Annotated in this window: 17 protein-coding genes and 1 pseudogene; 14 read left to right on the top strand and 4 right to left on the bottom strand. The window is 45.7% G+C overall.

From position 1 onward, the window contains the following. Window positions 1–224: 224 nt before the first annotated feature. On the bottom strand, window positions 225–1,919 hold the full coding sequence (locus ACM6JA_RS25600; RefSeq protein WP_414854652.1) for a PucR family transcriptional regulator: 1,695 nt from the start codon (window positions 1,917–1,919) through the stop codon (window positions 225–227). Between the two features lie 216 nt (window positions 1,920–2,135). Here ACM6JA_RS25600 and ACM6JA_RS25595 point away from each other — a divergent pair, with 216 nt between their 5' ends. The 7 genes from ACM6JA_RS25595 to ACM6JA_RS25565 all read left to right on the top strand — a co-directional run bounded on the left by ACM6JA_RS25595 (window position 2,136) and on the right by ACM6JA_RS25565 (window position 9,629). After that, a complete protein-coding gene (locus ACM6JA_RS25595) occupies window positions 2,136–2,744 on the top strand; it encodes an ankyrin repeat domain-containing protein (RefSeq protein WP_007726583.1) in 609 nt (202 codons plus the stop codon). 8 nt (window positions 2,745–2,752) lie between these two features. Continuing rightward, complete coding sequence (locus tag ACM6JA_RS25590; RefSeq protein ID WP_414854651.1) at window positions 2,753–3,664, top strand: DUF2877 domain-containing protein; 912 nt, start codon at window positions 2,753–2,755, stop codon at window positions 3,662–3,664. Then, window positions 3,646–5,190: an acyl-CoA synthetase FdrA gene (gene fdrA / locus ACM6JA_RS25585; RefSeq protein WP_414854650.1), complete on the top strand. Its 1,545-nt coding sequence runs from the start codon at window positions 3,646–3,648 to the stop codon at window positions 5,188–5,190. The genes ACM6JA_RS25590 and fdrA overlap by 19 nt, the downstream gene beginning before the upstream one ends. A 2-nt stretch (window positions 5,191–5,192) precedes the next feature. Then, window positions 5,193–6,617: a DUF1116 domain-containing protein gene (locus ACM6JA_RS25580; RefSeq protein WP_007726589.1), complete on the top strand. Its 1,425-nt coding sequence runs from the start codon at window positions 5,193–5,195 to the stop codon at window positions 6,615–6,617. Between the two features lie 81 nt (window positions 6,618–6,698). After that, entirely contained in the window at window positions 6,699–8,180 is a 1,482-nt protein-coding gene (locus ACM6JA_RS25575; RefSeq protein WP_414854661.1) for a cytosine permease, read from the top strand. Between the two features lie 18 nt (window positions 8,181–8,198). Beyond that, window positions 8,199–9,149 (top strand): carbamate kinase, encoded by a 951-nt coding sequence (gene arcC, locus ACM6JA_RS25570; protein ID WP_414854649.1) that lies wholly within the window; start codon window positions 8,199–8,201, stop codon window positions 9,147–9,149. A 27-nt stretch (window positions 9,150–9,176) separates the two neighbouring features. Then, on the top strand, window positions 9,177–9,629 hold the full coding sequence (locus tag ACM6JA_RS25565) for a nucleoside deaminase (RefSeq protein ID WP_414854648.1): 453 nt from the start codon (window positions 9,177–9,179) through the stop codon (window positions 9,627–9,629). Between the two features lie 455 nt (window positions 9,630–10,084). On the opposite strand, the gene ACM6JA_RS25560 is transcribed toward ACM6JA_RS25565, so the two are convergent. Further along, entirely contained in the window at window positions 10,085–10,534 is a 450-nt protein-coding gene (locus tag ACM6JA_RS25560; protein ID WP_414854647.1) for a DinB family protein, read from the bottom strand. A 228-nt stretch (window positions 10,535–10,762) separates the two neighbouring features. On the opposite strand from ACM6JA_RS25560, the gene ACM6JA_RS25555 reads away from it, so the two are divergent. The 5 genes and pseudogenes from ACM6JA_RS25555 (at window position 10,763) to ACM6JA_RS25535 (ending at window position 15,660) form a co-directional block, all read left to right on the top strand. Further along, on the top strand, window positions 10,763–12,214 hold the full coding sequence (locus tag ACM6JA_RS25555; RefSeq protein WP_414854646.1) for a YcdB/YcdC domain-containing protein: 1,452 nt from the start codon (window positions 10,763–10,765) through the stop codon (window positions 12,212–12,214). A gap of 674 nt (window positions 12,215–12,888) precedes the next feature. Then, a complete protein-coding gene (locus ACM6JA_RS25550; protein ID WP_414854645.1) occupies window positions 12,889–13,764 on the top strand; it encodes an MBL fold metallo-hydrolase in 876 nt (291 codons plus the stop codon). Between the two features lie 578 nt (window positions 13,765–14,342). Continuing rightward, entirely contained in the window at window positions 14,343–14,903 is a 561-nt protein-coding gene (locus ACM6JA_RS25545) for a DUF1273 domain-containing protein (RefSeq protein WP_414854644.1), read from the top strand. A 200-nt stretch (window positions 14,904–15,103) separates the two neighbouring features. Continuing rightward, window positions 15,104–15,427, top strand: a pseudogene (locus ACM6JA_RS25540) (Hint domain-containing protein); the annotation flags it as partial. Next, window positions 15,421–15,660 carry a hypothetical protein gene (locus ACM6JA_RS25535; protein ID WP_414854643.1) on the top strand — a complete coding sequence of 80 codons (240 nt, stop codon included), beginning with the start codon at window positions 15,421–15,423 and terminating at the stop codon, window positions 15,658–15,660. The pseudogene ACM6JA_RS25540 and the gene ACM6JA_RS25535, both read left to right, overlap by 7 nt. Window positions 15,661–16,262: 602 nt before the next feature. On the opposite strand, the gene ACM6JA_RS25530 is transcribed toward ACM6JA_RS25535, so the two are convergent. Further along, window positions 16,263–16,853 carry a TetR/AcrR family transcriptional regulator gene (locus ACM6JA_RS25530; RefSeq protein WP_414854642.1) on the bottom strand — a complete coding sequence of 197 codons (591 nt, stop codon included), beginning with the start codon at window positions 16,851–16,853 and terminating at the stop codon, window positions 16,263–16,265. A gap of 195 nt (window positions 16,854–17,048) precedes the next feature. Between ACM6JA_RS25530 and ACM6JA_RS25525 the strand changes: the two genes are divergently transcribed. After that, window positions 17,049–17,711: a nitroreductase family protein gene (locus ACM6JA_RS25525; protein WP_414854641.1), complete on the top strand. Its 663-nt coding sequence runs from the start codon at window positions 17,049–17,051 to the stop codon at window positions 17,709–17,711. A gap of 85 nt (window positions 17,712–17,796) precedes the next feature. On the opposite strand, the gene ACM6JA_RS25520 is transcribed toward ACM6JA_RS25525, so the two are convergent. Continuing rightward, a complete protein-coding gene (locus tag ACM6JA_RS25520) occupies window positions 17,797–18,351 on the bottom strand; it encodes a hypothetical protein (protein WP_414854640.1) in 555 nt (184 codons plus the stop codon). 809 nt (window positions 18,352–19,160) lie between these two features. Here ACM6JA_RS25520 and ACM6JA_RS25515 point away from each other — a divergent pair. Further along, window positions 19,161–20,048, top strand: coding sequence for a sugar nucleotide-binding protein (locus ACM6JA_RS25515; protein WP_414854639.1), 888 nt, complete (start codon window positions 19,161–19,163; stop codon window positions 20,046–20,048). The last annotated feature ends 1 nt before the right edge of the window (window position 20,049 follow it).

Genomic DNA, 20,049 nt, shown 5'->3' with positions numbered 1-20,049 from the left:
AGAGCCTCATTAAAGAGGCTCTTTTTGTATTTTAAGCGAAATCTTCGACAAGCCCCTACTCTTACGAGTAGTTCAAAATGAGCAATCCAAACAGCTGTACGGGAAGGTGTGTCACATGTTTGGAAGGAGACCGCCCGAACAAAGTGAGGAAAAAGGCGACTGGAAAACATGTGGCACGCATTCCTCCCGACCACTACAGCAAGTCGACCAAGCTCTTTCGAGCTTTACTCCTTGTGCAAAAGCTTGCCGATCTTGAGCGCCAGCTGGATTTGAAGCAGCTCCTCCGAGTTTTTCAAATCCATGTTCAAAATCTCTTTGATCTTCTCGATCCGGTAAATAAACGTATTGCGGTGAATGAACATCGCTTTCGCTGCTTCACTGACGTTTTGATTGTACAGAAAGTAATTGTCCAAGGTCACCATGAGGCTTGTGCCGAACTCTTGATCATGCTCGTACAACTTCCCCAGACGCTTCAAAAAGAAGTCTTCCAGTTCAATGTCCTTAATGTTGGAATCCAGGAAATGATAGACGGAGTAATCATCGAAATGAGAGACGTCGCCCTTGCTGTTGAACTTCTGCATCAGGCGGATCGCTTCATGGGCTTCGGAAAAGCTTTTATGAAGCGAAGCGATGTTTTTATACTGACGTCCTACCCCAATAAAGAACAAGGTTTTCTTGATTTTATCCACGAGAGCGCTGTACAGCTCATTGGCGAATTGCTTCGCTTCACTTGCAGACACCACAGGGCGATGTTCATTTTGTCCGATGAGAATGATGATCCGATTGTTCCGATAAAAGCAGGTGATTTCTCCAGGAGCTTTGCTCGAATGGTCATAGACGAGATCGACGCATTTTTTTGCGATCCGATCCAGCTCGTATTTGCGATCGACTATATCCTCCAAATTTTCCAGCTCAACCGGCTCGATATTAATAACCATACAAAAATACATGTAGCTTGATTGTAGTCCGTGCAGATCACATAAGGTTTGCAGCGAGTCAGCCGAAGTGATTTTACCTGTGAGTAAGTCATCGAAAAAGTCTTGTCTGATCTTCAGCTTCACTTCCTCGATTTCCCTCGCCTTGATCCGCTCCAGCGCCACGATGGTGGACGCCTGTTCCAGCACAATGTAGTCAAATTCAGTAAGCTCCCAAATGGTTTGCCAGACGACGATGTATCCGTAAATGTGATTGGCCACAGCAACGGGGAGAATCCTGCATTTAACCTCATAATCTTTCGCATGGTAGATACGCTTGATCGATTTTTTGATCTGGCTAATATTTTTCGGGACGGACTCGGTGAAGTCCCGGGTAAAAACAGGTCTGTTTTTGCTTAAAGTCAGGCAGGAGTCAAGCGGAATCGGATTGTGCCAGATTTCCGTGTAATGAAGCAGATGCCAGTCCTGATCCAGAATAAGGATCGGATTGTTGATCGTCTCAGACAGCTCGGAAGCGATACGATCCAGTCCGCCACCTTCCAGCGCAATGCGAAACAGTGCGTTATGCATGTCCAATGTTTTGCGGTTCAACAAATCGTAGCGCCCGGAGGCTTTCTCGTTAATAATGGCAATCACTTTAGACAGCGTGTATTCAAACGGCAGGGCCAAAAGCGGGAGTCCATACTTGTTGGCATGATCAATCATGTTTTGCGGGATTTGATCAAAATAGCGGTGCATCTTGATGCAGAGCCCGGAGCAGTTGATCTCCGCCAATTCCTTGATGATTGTATTTTGCAGCTCGGGATTGTCCTTGAAAATATATCCGGTGGAGAGTAGTAATTCATTGGAAGACAGCCAGTCAAAAGCATCCGGGTTCTCCATGATATTGACGATGGAGATGACGTTATTGATGCCTTGCTCTCCAGCGATGATTTTGATGCCGTCTATGGATTGAATGGTAAGCAAATCTTTGATGGTCAGCACCTTGTTCACTCCTTTGCCACAAAGGGATTCCTCTAATTGTGCAATATGCACAAGTGAACCTCAATTTTTTTAGTTTCTATACACAATGACGATTCCATTCACCCTGTCTAAAATAATGATGTAAGTACGGGGTGCTTGTCTAATTGTTTTTTAAAAGAGCAAGCGCTCAGCCAATCTTGGCGGGTTGTTCAATCACGAGATCATGGAGGGCTTACTATGACAGACAAAAGCGTAGTACAAGCATTTCTCGAGGCAGCGGCTGAGGGGAATATCGAAGCACTGAAAAAGCATCTGGAGCAGGGCGTAGATATTAACGCAAGAAACAGACAAAAGCGTACAGCGATTCTGACTGCTGCGATGAACGACAAATTGGAAGCGGTATCGTTTTTGGTAGAAGCGGGTGCAGATGTAGATTTGCAGGATGAGACATGTTTCAATCCGTTCTTGTTCGGTTGCATCAACGGCAAGCTGGAGCTTGTCAAAATGATGATCAAGGCAGGAACAAACCTGGAGTTGTTGACTCGTTTTGGTGGCGTAGGGATTACACCAGCTTGCGAAAAAGGTCATGTGGACATCGTACGTGAGCTCGTAACGACGACTGACATCAACGTAAACCATACCAACTTTGTGGGTTGGACACCACTCATCGAAGCGATCATCTTAGGTGATGGCGGCGAGAAGCAACAAACGATCATCAAACTGTTGATTGAGCATGGCTGCAATGTGCAGATGGTAGATAAATACGGCGTAACACCGCTTGAGCTTGCGAGAAGAAAAGGCTACACCGAGATCGAAAAAATCTTGCTGGAAGCAGGAGCAAAGTAAAGCGTCCCATGTACATCCAGGCGTTGTCTGGCGATGCTGGTTTCCTTGAGCGTTTGGCAAGAGCAAACTTTAGCGGGACCGTACACAGTATTTTTGAACGAACGATCAATCTGACATGCAGCGAAAACGGGGAATTGTACACCATTGGCAACCATCAACTAGATAATGCACCGAACACGCTCATCATTGATGTGAAAGGCTTTTCAGAGCTGGGGCTGTCCGTTAACGCTCCGGTCATTACGGAAGATAGCACGCTCGTTATTGGAGCGGATTTGCGAATATGGACTCAGCAAGCAACAAAGTGGGAAGGTGAGCTTCCTTCCTATCCTTGTGACATAGAAGGCGTAGATGTATTGCGCAGAAATGTGGCGTTCACGAAAAACTACGTGGACGTATACGGCAAGATGGGGGGCATGAAAATGTCCTCCCAACCTGCCAGTCCGTTTGAGAAAGAGATGTCCCGTATGCTGATCCAGCGTGCAGGCATGCTTTCCGACGATCTGGCGAACAACCGCATAGAGTCAGCTACTCAGCATGCGATAAGTCTTATCGGACTGGGGCCGGGGTTAACACCCTCAGGGGACGATTTTTTAGTGGGATTGTGCAGTGTATACAAAATGCAAAACATTTCCTCTTGTTTGTCATGCCCATTTTTCGATGAAATCGTCCGTTCGTCCCAAGCATTAACGAACGAAATCAGTGCGATCACGCTGAAAAAAGCAGCCCATGGACAAGTAAGAGAGTCGCTAAATGACTTACTTTTATGCATGGTGTCCGGCTCCATGGCAGAGCTTGTCCCTGCTTTAGATAAAATCATCGGGATCGGCTCGTCGTCGGGTACGGATATCCTGCTTGGCATCCTATGCGGTTTGGAACGAAATCTAGAAGCTGGAGGTAATGTATGTCTACCAAAGTCGTAATCAAGCAAAGCACGTATTTTGACTCGGTATCCCTGATGTCTCTATCTACAAAAGCGAATCAAATTGAAGGTGTCGAACAAGCGGTTATTGCGATGGGCACCGACATGAATAAAGAAGTATTGAAAAACGTAGGTTTGCTCACACCTGAGTTGGAAGCGGCGAAAACGAGTGATTTGATGATCGTGGTGAAGGCGGCGACAGACGAGCTGTGCGAGAGCGCTCTCATTGCCATCGAAGATCTGTTCAAGAAAAAAGGCGGTAGCAAATCTGCAACAGAGATCAAATACTCCACGATTGATTCAGCGGCAGCCAGCATTCCAGAGGCAAACCTCGCTGTCATCTCGGTAAACGGTGCATTCGCAGCGAGAGAAGCGAGAAAAGCATTGGAAAACGATCTGCATGTCATGCTGTTCAGCGATAACGTGAGCATCGAGGAAGAAATCGCCCTCAAGCAATTCGCGCATGAAAAAGGCCTGTTGATGATGGGACCTGACTGCGGTACAGCGATTATCGGCAATGTGGCACTATGCTTCGGAAACGCCGTGAGAAAAGGCAACATCGGGATCGTAGGAGCATCTGGTACAGGCAGCCAAGAGGTGAGCGTGCGTATCCACGACTTCGGCGGCGGTATTACGCAGCTGATCGGTACTGGCGGTCGCGACCTCTCCGAGCAAGTCGGCGGCATCATGATGCTCGACGGAATCAAAGCACTGGAAGAGGATGAGGCGACAAAGGTCATCGTGCTCATTTCCAAGCCACCAGCGCCAAGTGTACAGGAAAAAGTGTTGGCGCAAGTGAAGAGCTGCAAAAAACCTGTGGTTGTGTACTTCATTGGTGGAGAAGAAACGCCGGTTCTGGAAGCAGGCGGACATTTTGCCAAGACGAGCAAGGAAGCAGCCATAAAAGCAGTTGTGCTGGCTGGTGCCAACGAAGACGAGCTTAACAAGCGCGCACTCAACTGGCCGCTGATTGAAGAAGTACGGGCAAAGCTGACATCAGAACAAAAGTACGTTCGCGGGCTATTCTGCGGCGGTACGCTGTGCGACGAAGCCATGTACCTCGCGATGGACAAGTATGAAGAAGTTTACAGCAACATTCAAAAGAAACCAGACTACAAGCTGAAAAACATCCATGAGAGCAAGGCTCACACTTTCCTCGACATGGGCGATGACGACTTTACAAATGGCAAGCCGCACCCGATGATCGATCCTTCCACGCGCATCGCGAGATTTTTGGAAGAAGCAAAAGATCCTTCTGTCGGTGTCATTCTCATGGACTTCATCCTGGGCTTTGGTTCCCACGAAGATCCAGTAGGCGTGATGCTGCCAGCAATCATCGAAGCAAAAGCGCGGGCTGCCAAAGAAGGCAGACATTTGGAAATCCTGGGTTACGTGCTGGGTACCGACCTCGATACACCGAACTTCGATGAGCAAGTGAAGAAGCTGATGGATGCAGGCGTAACGATTGCGAGCAGCAGCACGAACGCAGGTCTACTGGCTAGAGAATTTGTCGCGAAAGGGGAATAATCATGAGCAAAATCAACGAGCTGTTTAACGGAAAAATTCATGCGATCAACGTAGGGATCGAGTTTTTCAAAGACGATATCATCAAGCAAAATGCCAATGCATCTCATTTGGATTGGAAGCCTCCAGGCGGTGGCAAGCCTGAGCTGATCAACGCTCTCGACAGACTGGAAAACGCTGCTGTCGCTGAGAAAATCGCTGCGGCAAACAAGCTGGCGGTAGAGCGCATCATTAACTCCCAGCCGATGCTCGTCGGCTTCGACCAAGCGATCAATGTGGTACCAGGCATGACGAAAACGACGATTCTGCACGCTGGTCCGCCGATCACTTGGGACAAAATGTGCGGCTCAATGAAAGGTGCTGTAACTGGAGCAATCGTATTCGAGGGCTTGGCAAAAGACATCGAGGAAGCTGAACAGGTAGCTGCTTCCGGCGCAATCACGTTCTCTCCATGCCACGAACACAACTGCGTAGGCTCCATGGCAGGTGTGACATCCGCTTCGATGTTCATGCATGTGGTGAAAAACAAGACGTACGGAAACGTCGCTTACACCAACCTCAGTGAGCAAATGGCTAAAATTTTGCGCATGGGTGCCAACGATGAAAGTGTCATCGCCCGTCTGAACTGGATGCGCGATGTATTGGGACCAATGTTGCGTGATGCGATGAAAATTGCTGGCGAAATCGATCTTCGTCTCATGCTGGCGCAAGCGCTGCACATGGGTGATGAATGCCACAACCGCAACAACGCAGGAACGAGCCTGTTGATTCAAGCGCTGACTCCGTACATTTTGGAGACAGATTTCACAAAAGAACAGAAGCGCGAAGTATTCGACTTCGTCGCAAGCAGCGATTACTTCTCTGGCCCGACATGGATGGCTCTGTGCAAATGCGCACTTGACGCAGCACATGGAATCGAGAATAGCACGATTGTCACTACAATGGCACGTAATGGCGTTGAGTTCGGTATCCGTGTAAGCGGTATGGCTGGCAACACCTGGTTCACAGGACCTGCGCAAAAGGTAATCGGTCCGATGTTTGCAGGCTACAAGCCAGAGGATTCCGGTTTGGATATCGGAGACAGTGCGATCACCGAAACATATGGGATCGGTGGCTTCGCGATGGCGGCAGCTCCAGCGATTGTTGCACTCGTAGGTGGAACGGTTGAAGAAGCAATCGGATTCTCCACCACGATGAAGGAAATTACGACAGCAGAAAATCCAAACGTCACGATTCCACTCCTGGACTTCCAAGGTGTCGCAACAGGAATCGATATTCGTCAGGTGATCCAAACTGGCATTCTGCCGATTATTAACACAGCCATTGCGCATAAAGACGCAGGTATCGGCATGATCGGTGCGGGTATTACGTATCCGCCGATGGAAGCTTTTGAGAAGGCATTGCTCGCAGTAACGGAAACGATTAGCTAATAGCTTTTCATCCTAGGTGACTCAGCTTTCGCAGCAAATGAAGGTTGCGAAAGCTGGGTTGAATGAGGAAGGTGAATGAACATGGGGCAGGCAAACGTAAAGGAATCATATGAAGAATTCAAGTCCTATGGATACGCGGACGATATTTTGCCAAAGACTTCCGAAAATCGAGATTGGGGCACCTTTAACTACGTGACTGTGTGGATGGGCGCTGTGCATAATCTCATGTCATACATGACGGTAGCCGGATTCTTTGTCCTCGGATTATCCGTTCCGCAAGTCTTGTGGGCAGTCATGATTGCTGCCTTGATTGTCTCGGCGGGCTATGTGTTGAATGGCTATGCGGGACAGAAGTACGGGATTGGCTATTCGATGCTGTTGCGCAGCTCCTTTGGTGTGAAAGGCTCGATCATTCCTGCTATATGTCGTGGGCTTATCGCTGGGGTTGTGTTTTTTGGGACAAAAACAATTATTGGCGCACAATCCTTTAATGTCATTTTTGAGAAAATATTCCCTGGCTATATGAATATGGTTCCAGGCTTTGATTTTCTCGGATTAGATTTCCCGACGATGATTTCTTATGTGATCTTATGGGTGATTACAGTTGGATTGTTTTTAGGTGGAATGAAAATTCTCAGTCTGTTTAGTAAATGGTCTTCACCGATCATCTATATTTTCATCGTGGGTGCAGCGATTTGGGCGATCAGCGTTGCTGGCGGATTTGGTCCGATTTTTGCCTATACTCCTGCAAAACCGATGGAGAGTTGGCTTGTATTTATCGCGTGTGTAAGTGCCTTGGTATCGAACTGGGGTGGCCCTATTGTAAATATTGCAGACCTTACGCAACGGGCAAAACACCCGAAAGCTCCGATGATTGGTCTGCCGCTTGGAATGATTGCATCCTACATCCTATTTGGAATTACGTGTGTAGGACTGTTGGTTGGAACGCAAATCGCGTTTGGCATCACAGACTTTAATGTAGTCGTTGCCATTAATCAAATTGGGAATCCTGTTGCCGTCATTATCTTGTTGCTGGCACTGAATATAGGTTCGACGAGCTATGTTGTGTTTGGAAATTTGCTTCCATCTGGACTGCAAATGACAGCGCTTCTTCCGAAAATGTTTACGGTAAAATCAGCGGCGATCTGGACAGCCGTTTTGGGCACCCTCATTTTACCTTGGAAGCTGGTAAACGGCACAGCAGCACTGTATATGTTCTATAGCTTTATCGGCTCCATGTACGGTCCTATCACAGGGATCATGCTGGTTAGCTTCTTCATTGAAAGAAAAAGAAAGCTGGATTTAGCTGGCATCTACGTAAAACCAGGTGAAAACGGAGAATACAAAAGCGGCTTTAATATGGTGGCATGCGGCGTATTGATCGTCAGCTTCTTGATTACGCTATCCGGCTCATTCTTGCCAAATGTGCCACTATTGGCAAACATCAGCAAGTCAGCATTCCTTAGCGGGTTGATCATATCCGGCGTTTTATATGCGCTGTGCTATAAATGGAACAAACCAAGCACGATCACGCAGAGTGAAACAGCTGCAAAAGTATCTTAACAAAGGGAGAAGTGCCCAGTGGAAAAACTCGTTATTGTTGCTATCGGCGGCAACTCATTAGTGAAGGATAATGGTCGCAACACGATTCAAGACCAGTATGAAGCCGTATGTGAAACCGCGACAAATATAGCAGATATGGTGCAAGAAGGTTACAACGTTGTCGTTACTCATGGCAATGGACCGCAGGTTGGATTTGCTTTGCAAAGATGTGAAATCGCCAACGAAGTGTCCGGGATGCCTACGATCCCGCTGGTCAATTGCGTGGCGGATACGCAGGGCGGAATCGGCTATCAAATCCAGCAGGCACTCACCAACGAATTTGCCAAAAGAGGAATCAACAAAAAAGTGGCGAGCGTCATCACACAGGTAGAAGTCAGCAAGGATGATCCGAATTTCGAAAATCCAACGAAGCCAGTCGGCTCCTTCTTCACGCTGGTGCAGGCGGAAGAGATGCGCAAAGAGCATCCGGACTGGGTATTTATCGAGGATTCCGGTCGCGGCTACAGAAGAGTGGTTCCTTCCCCTAAGCCAATCGACATCGTGGAAAAAGACGCAATCAAATCGTTGATCGAAGCGGGATATGTGGTAGTCGCTGTTGGCGGCGGTGGTATTCCGGTTGTGAAAACGGGCGAAAATACGTACGATGGGATTGATGCTGTCATCGACAAAGATTTTGCCACCAGCTTGCTGGCAGAGCAAATCGATGCACAGACACTGATCATTACGACAGGTGTTCCGCAGGTATGCATTAACTTCGGCAAGCCGAATCAAAAGGCGCTGGAGCGCATCACGGTAGAGGAAACGAAGCAATACGTTCGTGAAGAGCACTTCGCAAAAGGCAGCATGCTGCCAAAAATTGAGGCCAGCCTGAGCTTTTTGGAGAAAAATGGGTCAAGCGTGATCATTACGAACCCGGAGAGCTTAAAGGATGCGATTACGAACAAAGCAGGGACACACATCGTAAAATAAAGGCCTCTTGAGGGAGGATGCAAGGCAATGGATTACATGAAGCTGGCAGTGGAGAAAACGATGGAAGGCATGAACAACAAGCTCGGCGGACCTTTTGGAGCAACTGTCGTGAAAGGGGACGAAATCATCGCCGTATGCAGCAATCGCATGATGGCAGATATGGACCCGTCCCAGCACGCAGAGATGGTAGCCATTCGCGAAGCGTGCAAGACGCTGGGCACGATGGACCTGACAGGCTGCGAAATTTACGCGACTTGCGAGCCTTGCCCGATGTGCGTGGGCGCTATCATTTGGTCCGGCATCAAGGTCGTTCATTACTGCTCGACTGCGGATGACGCGCATGAGAACGGTTTTTCAGATAAGCATCTTCGCGACTATTTTTCCGGTAAGGATCAGAGTGTTTTGAACATGATCAAGGTCGAGAAGCGTGAGGACTGCGATCGGTTGTTTACGCACTTTCATCGGCTGAACAAAGACTAAATAGCAGACAAGAAATACGGATGTTCGGAGCATGAAAAAAGGGCCTTATAAGGGCCCTTTTTCAGCAGATAGGAATTTATAAGTTTGGTGTATGCGAAAGCCCGTATCCTTTCGATAGGCGGTTATTCGTTCTGAGATAACTGTTGTGACATCTTGAAAGAACAATCACAATGATCATTCTACGTTTTAAAAGGTACCGATGAACCAACAAAGCTGGTGAGAAGAAAAAGCACAGAGCTCGTAGACCTTGACAACACCTACCCTTTTGGAAGTGGAGACGAACAGTGAATCACCCTTGCTGGCGTGTCAGAGTCGAAGAGAACTGTGCTTTTTCTTTTCCTCCGCTATGTTGACTCAAACCAAAAGAACCTTCATAGATTTTTCTTAAGTATCGAAGCATATCATATGTGCCCTGGCGATGTTCTCGATAGTTGAACAAGGCTACCCCGAATCATTTATCTCACAAATGTAATAAAGTCAACATTAACTGGTTCAATACCAACTGCTCGAAGTCGTGAGTTAATCTGTCCTCGGTGATACTGACCATGCAATGCTACATGAGTTAAAATATCCCGTACAGAATAGGAAAACTCTCTTCCGTTACTATTCGTGTAGGATATTATTTTATCTAGGTCAGTATTTGCCAAATTCGTAAAAAAAGCTGTGAAGCTCTCTTCATTTTGTTTAATAAGTTCTGCACAGATTTCTAAATCAGCCTCCGACCATATGGGAAGTTGTGAACTATCCATTCCACGTAATCTAGTTATCCATATTTTTTCAGCATGAAGGATATGGGAAAATAAACGCCATATCTCCTGATTTTCATCTTCAATACTTTGCAGTGTTTTAAAAATACGTTGGTTAGCCCAATCTAAATGCTCATACATCTTTTGGATCGTTTTCAATGTGAATCACCCCTCCCAGTTCTTCTGCCCGTTAGTTGAGCAATGCCGTCAGTCTACCTCTTTATTATTTCAGTCAACAACATTATTATCTAGTCTAAAGTTTTTATATTTTCGGACAAATGAAGCCGTTTTTCTTGTGAGATATGTTTTCTTATCGCGTGACAATCATTTCCAAATATCGTCTTATTATGTGAGCTTCAACGTCAAGAAAAGATGGAGGATACACATATGACCTCGACCTCTCAAAGGCGTTATCCTGTATTGGCAAGTAGTGCACTCCTAACAGCCACACTGCTCCTGTCACCAGCCACGGGCACAGTCATGGCAAATCAGGCTGGCAACCAACAAGCTGCAGCTCAGCTACAGGAAAATCAGTTAAGCGAAAAGGCAAAACGAACGGAGCAAAAGCTGCAAATGCTCGTCCCAGCGCTAGATGACACATCAAGATATATTACCTTGGAAACGAAAGACCAGCCTGTGTACGAGATCCGTTATGAAAAGAATAATGAATTCTTTGCCAGAGCCTATATCCATGCAGAAACCGGGAAACTGCTCACGTATTTATTGGATGACAAGGATCTTGAAAATCCTGATGACAAGCTGGCCTATAAGAGCGCCGATTCCTTCATGGAGGGGAGGATCGGTGAAATGGGCAGCCTGTACAAGGTAACGAGGGCTCCTGTAGGCGATGTCATCTATAGCCGCTATGTAAATGGCATCGAGGTAGTAGGCGATGAGTTTCGGTTATCAGTAAACAGTGCGGGACAGGTAACAGGCGTTTCGGAAGGAGAAAACACGCTGACAAACATCGCTTCAGAAGACTTCCTTCCCCCAGCCCAAGCGATGAAGAAAGATCAGCTCAGTCGCTTTATCCCACCTCAACTGCAACTCATGTACATCCTTGGTGAAAATAAAACTGATCTCGTCTACAACACTGTAGGCTCCCATTATTTGGACGCAGTAACAGGAGCTGAGTTGATCCCTGTTCGGCAATACATAACCTGGAGGTGGAACCCAATCTCCCTCACACCTGGTGGAAAGGTAGTAAAGGTGAAGAGTGAGCAGGAGGCAACTCGGATTTATGAAAGCGAGTTTGGTATCAACTTGAAGGGGAGTACCTTCAACGGCGTCAGAGACGAGAAGGAGAGAGTCTATGTTTCCCCTGATGAAAATGAGGTTTTGTTTACGAAGGATGGCGTTGTGATCGGTTTTATAAGCTATTCGAACGCCGAAACCCAAAAAGGGAAGCCAACATTGTCGGAAAAGCAGGCGCTTGAGAAAGCTGTTCAGTTCCTGCAACCATATCTCAAACAAGAAGAAAAGGAGTTCTACTACATGGTGAATCCTGATACGCAGAATCCACACGAGTATATAGTAGAGTTTGTGCCATCTGTTGAGGGACTTCCGCTGGAATACGGACGAAGCATTGGTATTGGTGTGAATGGAGTCACGGGGAAAATCACCGAGTACAATCAAAACTTCGACCAAAAGCCTGCCAAGCTCCCGGATAAGAGGAAGGCTGTCTCCATAGATGCAGCAGCCAAAGCCTTGCTGGCGAAACCCACTGAACTGTTATACATCTACCCATTTATTAATGGAGAGAGGTTGGCCAAACCGGTTCTTGCCTATTCAATTGATGGTAACGATATCAATGCCCTGACAGGTAAGGTCAACGAGTAGGTAGAATGAAATTGAGTAGGCAATCAGGGAGCGGATGTTTACTATGAACAGGTGCTTTGTTTGCAATTATAATGAACTTTTGGAGCCCCCATACAATGGAAGGGGAATACCTTCAGACGAAATATGCCCGTGTTGTGGAATTCACTATGGTTATGATGACGATGATGTACCTGATAAAGAGGTGATTTACAAAAAATGGAGAGATAGTTGGATTAGGAATGGATGCCTCTGGTTTTCAAAAGGGCGACTCCCACCTGTAGGCTGGAACTCAATCGAGCAATTAAACAGAAGTAAATAAATTGATACCTAGGGCTGCCCCGTTTGTAGAATTAATCTACTTGCAGGCAGCTTTCTTGATAGGCCAAAATAACAGAAAGAAAAACTTATTAAAAGTGCGGCTCTTCAGGGCTGTACTTGTACCACATTCCACACCAAGTATGCAGATAATATGACTAAACGGGTCCCTTCTTTACTTCAACAGTGCCTATCTATTCCGAAAAGGAAAGTTTTTCACCATAGTTATTATGAGCTATAAATACCTGCAAAAACGCCTGGTAACACGGGCGTTTTTTGTTTGTGCGAGGGGGAAGTGTTGTGTGATAACATGGAAAATATTGCTGAGTCATTCTGTAGAGATAAAATTACATTGGCGTATTTGGGAAGGGGAGAAGGAAATGTCTACGATCGAACAGATTACCGAGCATATCTTGATTATGCATGCAAGTCATGACACGGATCGCCCCATCCTAGCAGCCATTACGGGGGCAAGAAAAACCCTCTTGATTGATGCTGGAAATTCACCAGCGCATGCCGCGTTGTTTCGTCAGGAGTTGCAAAGGCTAGGCGTTCGTCTTCCAGATCTGCTCATACTGACTCATTGGCACTGGGACCATACATTCGGAATGTCAGCATGGGATCTACCTACCATCGCGCAGGCAAAAACCGCACATTCATTGAGCAAACTGATGGGGCTGGAATGGTCGGATGAAGTCATGGAACAGCTCTGTAAGGAGAAGATCATCAATGCCAGCACGATGGCGAACATCAGAAAAGAGTACGGAATGAACCGGGACTTGATCCGAATAGTCGAGCCGGATATCCTATTCGATGAATCGATCACGATCGACCTTGGTGGCGTGACATGTCAGGTGAACCGTGTCGGAGGAGATCATTCGGAAGATTCGTGCTATGTGTACGTAAAAGAGGATCAAACGCTGTTCCTGGGAGATGCCTTGGGTCCCTCTGTCTATGGCGGACCGCGCAGTTATACAGCCTCCCGTTTTCTGCGCGTGTTGAAGCAAGCGTACCAGTCTGAAGCAATCCTTTTCGTGGAATCGCACGGCCGGCCATTGGATCGAGCTGCCTTTCAAAAGGAGCTCAGTGATTGGGAGCAGCTCGCTCTGCTCACAGAGCAATACGGGCAAAACAGAGAACGGATCGTAACCGAGATGTGTACCTTCCTCCAGGTGTCAGAGCTTCCTCATGAATTTTCAGAAGCTCTCGAATGGTTCATGGTCGGGGCTGCCTACCAAGGATCCGATACCTACTAAAACCCCTACAACCGAAGCTTCACGGCGAAGATCGACACCGTGAAGCTTCGGTTTTTTGCATGGCCGAATACGTGCAATGGCCTGACGGTATTCGAAACTAAGGGGGTAAAGCTAATCCAAAATAAAAATTCCATTTATGCTAGCGTAGGGGTAAATTGATAGTAAGGTATATTATTTGCAATATTGTACAAACTAATAATAGATACGGAATTGCAGATGTGTTTCCTATAACCCACGGCTGGTTAAGCCATACACAATTAGTTAGGCCATTTGATTTCGTTCGTGACCCGTAAATCTTATTGAATTATGGGTTTTTTTCATGCTCAAATTTGTAGCTGGTTTCCATACTCCAAGTTGCTGCAAATTGGTTTGTAAAGAAGGAGCAAACACAGAGTCTCATTTTCTATTTTATCTGTCATTTAATATGCTTTTGCTTATTTTACTTCAGCCGATTTATCCTGAGTCATTCAAATTTGTGATAATATAAGAAAAATATGAGACGCAACACTAATGAATAGACAGAGAGTGAAAAGAAATCTAATTTCTGCTAGAGCTTCTTTTAAACTAGAGGTGGCAACATGTTAAAACGTTTATTTGTTTCAGGATACAAGGCTCACGAGCTTGGCATTTTCAACGAAAAAAATCCGGGGTTAGCAATTATTAAGAAAGCACTGAAGCGGGAACTCGTAAGATTCCTTCAGGAAGAATTGGAATGGGTCATCATATCAGGTCAACTCGGGGTAGAAATGTGGGCAGCCGAAACTGTTCTGGAATTGAAAAAGGAGTATCCACATCTAAAACTGGCGGTAATTACTCCGTTTTTGAATCAAGAGGAAAAGTGGAAAGAAGAGACCCAGGATTACTACCGAAATATTGTGATGCAAGCCGACTATATCAATAGTGTCTATCAAACACCTTACCAGGGAGTTTGGCAGCTTGGAGAGAAAGACAAATTCTTGCTATCCAATTCAGACGGTATCTTGTTAGTTTACGATGAGGAAAACGAAGGCTCACCGAAATTTCTAAGTAAGCTCGCCGCAAAAAAAACGGATATGGGCGATTATCAGTTATTTCGAATTAACGCATATGACTTACAGACCATTGCAGAGGAACAGCAGCAAGAATTATACAATGACTAGTTGTAAACAAAGAAGCTAGCTATGAAAAGCGGGTTTTTATTCTTGGACAGTCGCTCCCGTTTGTCCAATATCGGTCTCGTCCATAGTCTGGGGCAAACAATCATGTTCATGTCACAACATATCAACAAAAGGGGACCTATCGGGGTCCCTTTTGTTATTTCAGACTAGTTTATATAACATCTTTTTCTGCTCGCTTCAGGGGAGCGGCCGCACGTGTCATGCGTGTCGGGTCTACTATCACTGTCAAAGTAAGTAAAACAATTAAGGAATTAATTGACGAAATAAATGATGTCTATGATTGTAATTGTTTTACTGCTGGAACAAAGGTTCTAACAGACGAAGGGGAGAAACCTATTGAGGAAATCGAGGTAGGGGATAAGGTTCTTTCAAAAGATGAAGAGACTGGTGAGGTAGCTTATAAAGAAGTTGTGGGGCTGTTCCAAAAACAAGCTGATGAAATTTATAAAATAATTTATATCGGCGACGAGATCATTGAATCTACTGCTGAACATCCAATATGCCTGAAATAATTAAACTATTAAGTGAGGAAAGGAACATCAATTTGTTAGAAAGTATTTTTAAATATTTTGAAGAAGTATCTAATGACGAAGATGCTCACTTAAAGAACATTTTTTCAATTACGGTATTGGAAATACTTGGAAATGACAGATCGATTCTAGGGACTGCACAGAAATACATGGGAACTAAAACGATACAACTTCAAATAGAAGCTGATAGAGCATTAGGTAGAATCTAGTCAGCACAGACTCATAAGATATTGACGGTTATCCATAATGGATAACCGTTTTGCTTTATTCCGAGGCAGAGGGGGCCAGTGCCAAATGTACTCATCATGCAACGATAGGGACGGTGAGTAGGACATGAATCGCAACTTTTAAGATGGATAGTGCGACAACTATAGTAAGGGCGGTTATACAAAGAATTGCACTTTATCCGCAACATAACTGACTATTGCAACGATGATTACTGTGTCAATAACAAACTGGTAACGTGCCAGTTGACAAATACAGGTAAGGCAACGTGAAGGCTAGCCACCTTGCCCTCTAATTATAGACGGAAATTCGTTATAAAATTTCCGGTGAGGGCTGAAGGGTGTTTCTTTGTAAGTGAAGCTCTATTTCAAGCGATCTTGGGGATTATCAACACCTATTTAACAACTAATCCGAAAAGTTACCTTTTCGGATTAGTTGTTATTATTTCTAAGGATCCATGGTATTGGGGCCAGGCTGTCGTACAGCATACAAGGATAGCGGGATGATTCATTGTGTTACACAACAACCGGCGATTCAAGATAATGGTTTCATCTGAACGGGCAGGATAGAGCAATAGCGACAGGACCTATCCCAGCAGTTCTTTGGCTCCGTTCATCACTAAGGGCATTGTCTGTTTAACGAATGATTCCGCACTAATTAGACGCCCCTCATTGTTCCAGACGTAAGCCGCCCCATACATCCCCCAACTTAACATGATAGAAGCTGTATTTATTAAGAATTGCGCGTCTGGACTCGATAGCATCTTGTCTTTGTCTATAAAGGAAAGAAGTATCGTTTGAATTTTTTCCTTTATTTGAATTTCGAATACAGGTCCAAGCGATTCATACCTTCTTTTGCACATAGTGCTTAGACCCTTGTGAAAATCGCATACACCCAGAAAAATACTCTGAATTGTTTCTTCATTTAATACTTCATGACCGCTTATTCTACGATTTATGATTGTCATAAATGATTCCATTAGTTTGGCCTCAAGAATTTCGAACTTATCTACAAAGTGCGCATAAAAAGTCGTTCTGTTAACAGTAGCCCGCTCTGCAATATCCCTAACGGTTATCGATTCAAAATCTTTCTCTTGAATTAGTGAATCAAAAGCGTCTTGAAGGAGTCGTCGTGTACGTACCACACGAGGATCAGCTTCATTCTTTTTCATTGTCATGGTTAGGATCTCCCCCATAAAAACGACATTATAGAGATGGTGTTGTCTATACAACGGTTTACGGTTATTGATGATTGTGCATCAATCAGTTGTTATTATAACCTACAAATACAACAAGTGTTGTTCAAACAACCAGTGTTGTATTTGAACGAAAAACTGCATGCAGCTTTTCCAAACCAAAAGGAGGAGAGAACCATGTCAATTTCGCAACCATCGCAAACGATAGAGCACCAACCTTTTTTCGGTGTTATTCAAGAACGCCGGTCGGTTCGTAGTTATAATCCCGAGGTCAAAATTTCGCGGGAGGAATTGGCCGAAATACTGCGGCAAGCCACGCTGGCTCCTTCAGCTGCTAACCTGCAGCCGTGGCGGTTTCTCGTTATCGACACGCCAGAGTTGAAACAGAAGCTGCTTCCGATCGCATTCAATCAACAGCAAGTGGTCGAAGCTTCGGCTGTCGTCGCCGTTCTTGGAGACCTCGAGAACATCCGGATGGCCGAGAAGATTTACGGTCAAGCTGTCGATGCGGGCTTCATGCCTGCGGATACGGCAAAATCGATGGTTGAACACTATACCGGTATGTATTCGAGCATGCCGCCCGAGGTCATCCGCCAAATCGCTTATACCGACGGCGGGCTAGTATCGATGCAACTCATGCTTGTCGCCCGCGCTAAAGGATACGACACGGTACCGATTGGCGGCTACGACAAACAAAAGTTCATGGAAGCTTTCCGCATATCAGAACGCTACATTCCGATTATGCTGATCGCCATCGGCAAGGCGGCGAAGCCCGGTCATCCGACGGTGAGGCTGGCAGTCGATGATGTAGCTTTCTTTAACGAAATGCCTAAGGAATAACAAACTGTAAAAGGGGGACCGCCAGCATTTTAACGAAAATATACGCTAAGCCGCCAACCATACCGGATTGGCGTTTTTTATTCCTTTAAGTTTTTGGATGATCCAGACTGATAGCCTGGTGTTCGAAGATAATAAAGTTTATTGGGATCCCCGTTTTCATTGTTATCGGGGGAAGCCGTATCTCTTCGCACTCCACGCGATAATCAAAGCAACAATCAGCAGAATCAACAGCACTCCTGGAAACGATTGTACTCCAACAAGGCTCAAGCAAGGCACCACCTACAATGCCTCCACCAGCGATGGCCAAATTCCATACAGTGGTATTAATCGGCATTGCTATATCAACGCCTTCTTCACCACTTGCATTGGCTTGCGCGATTTGCAGCAGCGTAGCGGCACCGCCGAAGGTCAGGCCCCATAACACCACCACCGTATAGACTATCGGTGCCGATGTGCCGCCCACCCATAGGGCAATGGACGCAAGCGCAAAACCCATCAGGCTGATTAATACAAGTGGGCGCAGCATACGGTCAATTAACAGGCCGACAATCCAGATTGAGATAAGTGCGGCTAATCCAAAGACCAGCAAGACAAGATCGCCACCGTGAAGCTGCGGTTTTTTGCGGCCGAATACGTGCAATGGCCTGACGGTTTCAAACTCAACCGATTTAGGAAATCCAGGTGGAGGCGGCTCCGAGGTTAAGACGGAACATGCAACGGTTTATAATTTCATGGTAAAGGACTTCCATACCTACTTCGTTTCAAATCTTAAAATATGGACGCATAATTCATGTGTAGATTTAAACGCAGTCGCTACGTATATTAAAAAGCAGGGGAAGTTACCGGATAACTATATTACTAAAGATGAAGCAAGAGCATTAGTGGGAAGAGACAATTCCTCACTGGGACCAACCAAATAATACACCACCAAATATTATTTGGTTCTCAGTAAAGACAAAGGACGAGATTATAAAAGCGATAGATATCGACAGTTTATTTCGATGTGTTGTAGTGAAGGAGGACGACGACTTTTATAAATACTCGAATGTGATATTCCAACAAGAATATTATGCAACTTTTGACGAAGAAAATTTTGAGCATTATATTGGGTGTACGAACAAGGTTGAATTTCTTAACGCTACATGGTCAGAATTAAAGAACCGATTTTATGTAAACCTAGTTGAATAAATTCTAACAAGGTCAAGGGCGTAAGGCGAAGCGAACCCTTGACACGTTGGTGCAGAGAAAGACAATCCCTTCGGGGTTGAAGCCTTTCTTTGTTTGTTAACGGATGTGTGGATGTACGCGATCCTAAAAAGAAAACAGATAGCTGCATCAGTATTTGTCCCCAATCCTGGGGGTGATTGGACTATTTATGCGTCGCTCCAGATGGGAGATAGTGGTATATTATTTCATAATGAAAATGGTAAGTGATGGAGGGGACATGCCATGGAGAAACGCCGCGTATTGTTGCTCGGGGCTAGCGGCTACTTGGGAAGTCAAATCTATCAGGAGCTTTTGCGGGATAATGCCATTGATCTGATGGGGACATGCTTTTCTGCACAAGCTGTCCATCAGTTGCTTCGCGTCGATGGGACTGACCCCCCTTCTTTTTCAGCGCTCCTGCAAGAGTTTTCACCACATGTTGTCATTTGGGCGTTGATGAGTGCAACAGATGAACGAGAGCTAATAGAAAAAGGCTTGGATGTCCTGCTTTCTCAGTTGCCGGAAAAGCGCAAATTGATTTTCATCTCCACAGACGGTATTTTCGGAAGAGGAACAGGTTCTTATCGGGAAGAAGATCCGCCTGAGCCATTAGATGAGAGAAATCCGTTAGCTACTTATTCGAATGCCAAAATACGAGGGGAAGCACGTATCCGAGAGCGGCATCCCAACCATGTCATTGTGCGAGTGGGCCCGATTTATGGTCGCAATGTGGTTGGGCAATGGGATAAACGCGTCGCTTCGATGTGTGAAGACCTGAAAGCTGGCAGAGAAATGAGCCGGACAGGTAATTTGTACAAGACGTTTGTCCATGTGGAAGACGTGGGGAAGGCCATCCACGAATTGCTGCACGGCTCTTACCTCGGAACGCTTCATCTCGGTCCAGCAAAGAAAGAGAGTTATTATTCTTTTTACAAAAAGATGGCTCTGGCATTAGGGCTGAATGCTGATGGTGTAAAAGAAACCTTGTTAACAGAAGCGGAGGCGCTAGAACGAGGGATTCCGTTGGATACGTCGTTACGTACGAAAAAGGCGCATGAACTGCTACAGACCCGTTTTCGTCAGGCGGGATGGAAAAACGCAAATGGCAACGAAAATGACAAAGGAGAGTAAA

This window comes from Brevibacillus sp. IT-7CA2, from assembly GCF_949767855.1.
In the GTDB taxonomy this organism is placed as follows: domain Bacteria; phylum Bacillota; class Bacilli; order Brevibacillales; family Brevibacillaceae; genus Brevibacillus.
This window is presented reverse-complemented; position numbering and strand designations above follow the sequence as displayed.